This window comes from Pelatocladus sp. (assembly GCF_059505505.1).
The window spans coordinates 1-7,907 of record NZ_JCACKS010000108.1 but is presented as its reverse complement, the minus strand read 5'-3'; the positions used below and the strand labels follow the sequence as shown (position 1 = coordinate 7,907).

5 protein-coding genes are annotated in these 7,907 nt (G+C 39.6%); 2 read left to right on the top strand and 3 right to left on the bottom strand.

Features of this window, described 5'->3' with window-relative positions; genetic code table 11:
- Positions 1 to 1,291: 1,291 nt before the first annotated feature.
- On the top strand, positions 1,292 to 2,962 hold the full coding sequence (gene leuA / locus AC5JMK_RS10255; RefSeq protein ID WP_495910011.1) for a 2-isopropylmalate synthase: 1,671 nt from the start codon (positions 1,292 to 1,294) through the stop codon (positions 2,960 to 2,962).
- 128 nt (positions 2,963 to 3,090) lie between these two features.
- On the opposite strand, the gene AC5JMK_RS10250 is transcribed toward leuA, so the two are convergent.
- Positions 3,091 to 4,065 carry a 50S ribosomal protein L11 methyltransferase gene (locus AC5JMK_RS10250; protein ID WP_495910010.1) on the bottom strand — a complete coding sequence of 325 codons (975 nt, stop codon included), beginning with the start codon at positions 4,063 to 4,065 and terminating at the stop codon, positions 3,091 to 3,093.
- A gap of 167 nt (positions 4,066 to 4,232) precedes the next feature.
- Entirely contained in the window at positions 4,233 to 5,234 is a 1,002-nt protein-coding gene (locus AC5JMK_RS10245; protein WP_096677975.1) for an NAD(P)/FAD-dependent oxidoreductase, read from the bottom strand.
- 352 nt (positions 5,235 to 5,586) lie between these two features.
- Here AC5JMK_RS10245 and AC5JMK_RS10240 point away from each other — a divergent pair, with 352 nt between their 5' ends.
- Entirely contained in the window at positions 5,587 to 6,486 is a 900-nt protein-coding gene (locus AC5JMK_RS10240) for a hypothetical protein (RefSeq protein WP_495910009.1), read from the top strand.
- Positions 6,487 to 6,718: 232 nt separating this feature from the next.
- Here the strand turns inward: AC5JMK_RS10240 and AC5JMK_RS10235 are convergent, their stop codons facing one another.
- Positions 6,719 to 7,264 carry an NADPH-dependent FMN reductase gene (locus tag AC5JMK_RS10235; RefSeq protein ID WP_096677976.1) on the bottom strand — a complete coding sequence of 182 codons (546 nt, stop codon included), beginning with the start codon at positions 7,262 to 7,264 and terminating at the stop codon, positions 6,719 to 6,721.
- Positions 7,265 to 7,907 lie beyond the last annotated feature (643 nt).

The following is a 7,907-nucleotide window of genomic DNA, read 5'->3' as shown; positions in this document are numbered from 1 at the left end:
AACTTCTATTGACGTTCTTTTACCACAAAATATACTATTTTGGAGATGTTTAATGTTCAAATTGGTATGAAATTCCTCAACAATTGACCAACAACATTATTTATTTGTGAGGTTCCCTTGCACCCTTAGCTGTTTATCTCTTTCAACCCCTGGTTTGTGACAGTCAAAATTCTGTCGTTTGTACATTATTGGGCTTTTTGAGATAAATCCCTAGAAATTTATTGTTATTTTATGGTTAATGCCACTTGAGTCTGTTTTGGTTTCGTTTTTTGCTACAAGAACTATGGGAGTAAGGGTGTAAGGGTGTGGGGTGTAGGGGAGAAGATACTTGTGGATGTTGATAAGGAAAATCTTGACGTTATGAACAAACGTCTTGATGTTAATAAGCAAGGTCAAAGCGGATTGAACAAACGCCTTGACGTTCTCTATGGATGAGGGAATGTTAATAAGCAAGGTCAAAGCGGATTGAACAAACGCCTTGACGTTCTCTATGGATGAGGGAATGTTAATAAGCAAGGTCGAAGCGGATTGAACAAACGCCTTGATGTTCTCTATGGATGGGTTAACGTTGTGAACAAACGTCTTAATGTTGTCTATCTCATACCATTTCCATATGAAGATGCATAGAAAGAACCCCACCGCCTTCGGCACCTCCCCTTGGTAAGGGGAGGTTGGGAGGGGTTAAAATAATGTGCAGCTTCATATTTAATTGGTATCAGTGGCATTAATCTAAAATCAAAATCGCAAGGGTTGACCTGTAGATTGTCTGGAGTTACTATTTTCATTAATATATAGTGAATTAATGTGCAAGACTATGTTTACTCAGCAGCTATCTCTACGACTAACTTCTAGCCTCTCACTAGGGCTAGGGCTGCTACTATGTCTTCACTAAGAGTTTTTTTGTCAGTTATTCAATTAGGAAATTAGACTGTAGCTTACAGTAAGACGTTTTTGCGTCTACATTGATTTTCAAGTATCAACTGTGCCTAAGTACAGCTTTGCGTAAAATCATAGCTTTTTTAAACGCAAAGGATCGCAAAGTCAGCGCGGAGGGACGCAGAGTTCTTCTTAAAAAGGATTCGCTAAGAATTAATGAAACGTTCCACGTCCTGAGAACAAACAACAAATTAGAGGTTTTTATGCAATTACATCTAGCTTTCGAGGCGCTACTACGACTAAACAAGGGTTGTCAGGGTTGGATAATGTGGGAACCTGACAGCCCAAGTTTTTCTGCAATTATTTTCACCACAACGCCTCACGACAATGATCAACAACAAAGGAAGAAACGAACGTGTTAACAAATCCTGCAACAAAATATCGCCCATTTGCACCAATTAATTTGAGTACACGCACTTGGCCAAATCAAACAATTACTCATTCCCCAATTTGGTTGAGTACTGATTTAAGAGATGGAAATCAGGCGTTAATTGAACCAATGAATATTCACCGCAAGTTACGCCTGTTTCAGCTTTTAGTCAGCATTGGTTGCAAAGAAATAGAAGTTGCTTTTCCTTCCGCTTCTCAAACTGAGTTTGATTTTGTCCGATGTTTGATCGAACAAGAATTAATTCCTGATGACGTAACTATCCAAGTTTTAACACCAGCCAGAGAAGAATTAATTCGTCGTACCTTTGCAGCTTTAAAAGGAGCAAAACGTGCGATCGTACATTTATATAATGCAGTTTCTCCTGTTTTTCGTCGCATCGTTTTTGGTTTAGATCGCCAAGGAACAATCAATTTGGCAGTTAATGCAGCTAAATTGTTTCCAGAATTAGCAGCCGAACAACCAGATATAAACTGGCAATTTGAATATTCACCCGAAATTTTTACAGCCACAGAATTAGATTTTGCTCAAGAAATCTGCAATGCGGTTTTAGATGTCTGGCAACCCACACCACAACACAAAGCTATCATCAATTTACCCGCAAGTGTCGAAGTTGCCACACCGAATATCTTTGCAGATCAAGTAGAGTGGATGCACCGCAACTTAACTCGCAGAGATAGCGTGATTATTAGCGTCCATCCCCATAACGATCGCGGTTGTGCAATTGCAGCCGCAGAACTTGCCCAAATGGCAGGTGCTGAACGGGTTGAGGGCTGTTTATTTGGTAATGGTGAACGCACCGGAAATGTAGATTTAGTCACCTTGGCAATGAATCTCTACACTCAAGGCATCCATCCTGGGTTAGATTTTTCCAATATAAACGAAGTTGCTAGAATCATTGAAGATTGCACACAATTACCCATTCACCCCCGTCATCCCTACGTCGGCGATTTGGTATTCACTGCTTTTTCTGGTTCCCATCAAGACGCCATTAAAAAAGGCTTTGCTGTACAGAAACCAGATGCTGTATGGGAAGTTCCATATTTACCCATCGATCCAGCAGATGTGGGACGCACCTATGAATCTGTGGTGCGGGTGAACAGTCAATCAGGCAAAGGTGGGATTGCTTTCTTGCTGGAACGAGATTATGATTTGATATTACCTCGCCGCTTGCAGATCGAGTTTAGCCAAATTGTTCAAAAAGCAATGGATGCTTCTGGTAAGGAAATGTCCTCTGCTGATATTTGGAAATTATTTAAGCAAGAATATTTGCAAGTTTGTACGCCACTGAAATACATGACTCATCACCTATCTGAAACTGATGATTACAGTGGAGTGCAAAACATTGCAGTTCGACTGCAACAGGATGAGAAAATCATCACAGTTCAAAGTCAAGGTAATGGACCAATTGACGCTTTTGTCAATGCTCTGGGTTTAGATATACAGATTCACCATTACGAAGAGCGATCGCGCAATGGTGGAAGTAATGCAGATGCGATCGCCTGTGTTGAAATCGCTGGTGATTTTATCCAGGGTTCATTGTACGGTGTAGGTATTCATACTAATATTGTCACGGCTTCGATCTTGGCAATACTGAGTGCAGTTAATCGCGCCTTGCAGTCTACAAAGGTACTATAGACTTGATTATTATTGGCGATCGCTTTCACGTTTGGTTTACTAGAACTATTTGACAAAGAAGATAATACAGCATAACACGCCCTACACAGCTACAAAACTGGTTTCAATCCCATGTTTTGTAGCTTGGTTTACCTCAAATTGTAAACAAGTGCAACCCATTCATCTAATCTTTCACAATCGATAACCTCGAATCCTTCCTCTTTTAAAGATGTTGTCACTGCATCTTCATAATCGATGCTAAAACCGGATGTAATCAATATACCTGCTTGCTTATCAGTGTGACGCAGCGCCCGCCGAAAATCAGGGGCGAGGGCGATATGTATCCGCGCTAAGATATTTGCAATGATGAGGTCAAAATTTGCTGTTGGTTCAATGGTTGCCACGTTATTTATTATATCCCTTCCCAGCCAATGTCCTAAGCTGCTTCCCTGTCCCAAACTCCCTTCCATCACTCTTACCTGCTGCTCAACCCGATTGCGATTTACAGCATCATGAGTTGATTCCACAGCAATCGGATCATTGTCTAGCGCCAATACTTGCGCCCCCAGCTTCGCCATCGCGACACTCAGAATACCCGAACCCGATCCCAGATCGAGAACATTCATTTCGGGAACAACATGGCGTTCAAGTAGCTGGAGGCTGAGGATAGTTGCTGGATGCAAACCACTACCAAAAGCCAGACTTGTCTTCAATCTCAAAGTAACTTCGTCTACCGCTTGAGAATGATCAGGTGTATCAGAAGAAAGCACGACAAACCGTTCGCCTATACGGCGAATAACGGGGCTGATTTCTGCGGAATTGGTTGGTTTTTCATCAAATATATCTGTGTGAATAGTAGTAGCGAGTCCCACCCTTTCTAAGGGTGAAAGCAAGTCAACAATTTCTGATCTGCGTACATTTGTATAAACGTCGCAGGGTAGATAGAAGCAGATAGTAAATGCCCAGCAGGAGTGTGTGATATCTTGATCTGTTAGTTCGTGTAAATTGGATTCAGTATGTTTTGCAATCCGAATATCACTGGTATAGTTAGTCGAAGCAAGTAGGCTACAGACCCAATCGACAGCCTCTTCTGTTGTATTGACGCTTAACTGCATCCATGACATATTTTCTTCCTTCGGATTTAGCCGTATAGGTACAAGGAAATCTCACCGAACGGCTTTGCTGATCGGCGGAAGATAACTTTTTTATCTTATCTCATGCACGCCTGCATACTTATTATTATCTGCCCGTGTTGGTAATTGGGGTTAACTAAATTGTTGCGATCGCCACACTATACATTCAATAAGAAATCAGCAGCAGCTAACCCAGACAAAACAGCACCTTCAACATCTGGTTGAATAAAAGCATCCCCACACACAATTATTGGCCCTGGTTCAGTCAGCACCAAGTAAGGTTCACCATATACTGTCTGCGGTTGACTGTAGCGCCAGCGATGCACTTGATAATCAATCACCGAAGATCCTAGCCACGGTGATGCAGCTTCAAAAAGTTGATTGGTAATAACTGTATTATCCGCTTCCCAATGAGTTTCGCTAAACTCAGAATTTGCATGGAGTGTCACCGCGTTACCTTGGGGTGAAATTCCTTTTTTTTGATTACAAGCAATCCAACTCAGGAGATTTCCATCTAACTGCATACCCCCAGGATTGGGAATCTGACTAGGTTGTGCCAACAAAGCTAGTACTGCTATACAACGATAATAGACAATTTGTTCTAGTCGATGTTTTGTTTGTGGTGGTAATTGTATTTGCGATCGCTCTAATAATTCTAGAGTTTGGGGTAGGGGTGGCGTTAGTAATAATACATCTGCTGAGAAGATATCGTTGGTTTCTGTTTGGATTTGCCAATAATCATCTAGCCATGTAAAATTGACAACTCTTGTGTTTGTATGGACATCTAAATTTTCAGCCAAATGATGAGCGATCGCACGGTTACTACTGATTCCTCGATAGTAAACTTCTCTACTCAAAATGTGATTATTAAGTGACCATTGCTTAACAATTCCTTCTTGAATCCAGCTATTGACTAAAGTTTGAAATCTTGAATTTTGGACAGTAAAATATTGAGCGCCGTAATCAAAAACACCTTCGCCGTATTGAGCATTTTGGATGCGACGAGTTGCCATTCTTCCACCAATCGCCCGACCTTTATCAACTACAGTAACTTGCATGTGGCGATCACGTAGTACTGTAGCTGCAATCAAACCAGACATACCGCCACCAATCACTAGATAGGAAAGTGTAGAAGCTGTTGAGGTCGTAAACGAAGACATGCAAAATACCTACTCAAGAATATCAAAAGTTGAAATTTGATTTTCTCACGCCTTCTGGATTTATTTTTTTATTTCTGGGTATAAAAATATTTTACTATATATAATGGCAGGCGATCGCTAACATTTCATACTTCTGATAATTAACACAGTTAAGTGATAGCAACTAACACCAACACATCTACTTGCTGGTCTATGCACTACCGTACACTTTCACAATTTTGCAAAGATTAATATTGATTAGCATCAAACTAACATATACTAAACTTGCCAATTTAGAATCTGAAAATTTAAATGTCAACAATTTGGTCAGTTGATGCTATGAATAGCGATCGCCAAATTTGGAGGTAAGACATTGACAAATAGATTACACTCGCTCATTGGAGCAAAATTTAACAAAAAGCAAAGTCTAAGCCAAACAATCTCTAGCGACTTAGCTAATACTACCCCAGCAATTTCTTTATTTTCTTTAGACTTGCCAACTACTAGGCAGGCTTTAACGAGCCAGATTATACCTAAAACCTTTAATGAGATTCTCCCAATAAAAGTAGATAATACTGATACAAAAACTGAGACGAGCAATCAAAGTTTATACACTGAACCAACTGAGCGAATAACTGGTTTTACTGCCCTATCAAATGGGACATTTGTTCTTGTAAGTACAGCATTAACCAAACACGGAAATTATAGTAAACTGGTATTTTTTAATCGTCGCTCTTCTAAATCTAAAAAAATATCAGGATTTAAAAAATCCAATTGTACAATTGAAAATTTAGTGGCTACGAAAGATGACAAACTAATTGCTATAGTAAGTCTCAATAGAGGCATTCCTCCTTTTGAGATGGTGATAATTAACCCAGAAAATGGCAAAGTCTCTTCTGATTCTGATTTATGTTTGCCGGAACTACCATCGGATAGACGATTTAGCAATCTTGCCATTAGCCCGGATGGAAAAATTTATGCTACTACTCTTGGTAGGGAAGGTATTACAAGATTGATACAGCTAGATCTGGATAATAGGTCTATGGTTACTGGCAAAGGAAACATTGTCAGCTTGTCACCATTGATGTTTGACCAACAGCCTTTGCGAAATGATTTACTAAGTCTTACCTTCTCTCCATCAGGAGAAGTTTATGCGCTTGCCGATCCTAAATATGAAGGAACTAATTCTCTTTTTTCCGTTGATATAGAAACTGGAGAGATGACACCTATTTCAAAGGTTGCAGTCGATAAAATTACTTTTTCTCGAAATTAAATATCCATTGAAAAAGTAAAAAATAAAAAGAGAATCCCCATAAATAAATTTAGGGGATTCAAAACCAATAGTTTCTTTTTGTCTTTTGACGGAGTAGCCCTTTCAAGGTGGATAGAAAAATAACCATGTTCTCATGAAAAGGGCTGATATAAGAAGTAAAGATTGAGCCAGCATTACGAAGCTTTTCCCAATTTTTATGCGATCGCTCTATTCCCAATTTTTTGGAATCTAACTAATCCACTTCTCTGAGCTTGCGGGTATTATCCACCAAACTCTGAGCAAACTGATCAAAACGTTGTGCAAGCTTGTCATCTAATAACTTCCCTTCAGGACTGAAAGCTTTCCAGGCTTGTCCAATGGCAATTTGTTCGGGAATCACCCAGCCATGTACCCAACGCATAATTATCCTCAGATCATTGAGCGCGTTGCTGTTAGGTTGTCCCCCCAACACACTAATTAATCCTGTAACCTTACCAGACAATTGCTCAAAACTCATCAAATCCAGGGCATTTTTTAAAACACCACTGATACTGCCATGATATTCTGGTGTTGCTAAAATTAAGCCGTCAGCACGACTCACAGCATACTGCAATCTTTGCACATCTGGATAATCTGGATACTCCTGTTCTCCGTTACAAAACGGTAACTGCATTTCCCGTAAATCCAGTATTTCCACTTCTGCATCTAAAGCTTCTACCCGTTGGGCTGCCAAACGTAAAGCTATTTGGCTATAAGAGTCTGCCCTTAGACTGCCACCAATGCCAACTATTTTTACCATAATCAATCATCCAGCTAATAATTAACTTCAAAAAAATTCCCTAATTTTGAGCTTTTCACACCAATTTGAAAAAATAATGCGACAGATAGATTTACAGAACTCCTATATTTTTTTTGAAGTTGGCTAAACTTCCTGAAGTAAAATTTGTTTTGATAAGCAAACTCATTACGACTATGACTATATCTTAACTATATGTAACCTGACCTGTCAAATTCCTGTTGAAAAAAATATTTTCTGATATAGCAACCGCCGGGCTAGTTAGGACATAATCTAAGATAGATAAAGAGTATCGGCTCAATAAGTCGGGGTAGCGAATAAAAGTAAGAAGACTTGCTAACATCCAATTTCTTGAGAGTTAACTAGATTGTTCTAACGCAGGGATTCTATTTGAATGCAAACGCTTGACTATAAAGTTTGAGGATTGATAGAAAATTTTGAGCGAATAATAGTAGACCCATCCGAAAACTCACAAGCCAATACATGCAAGGATTTGAGACCAGTCCTTGCAGATTCTGTTTCAACATTAAAATCAGGGTTTGATACAGTTACTGATAGTTTAGAGCGGGAAGATACATAATCTGGCTCAATGTACAATACCTTCGCCAAAATAAAGAGGGCTTTCCGTAGTAGAGTTATTGTTTAC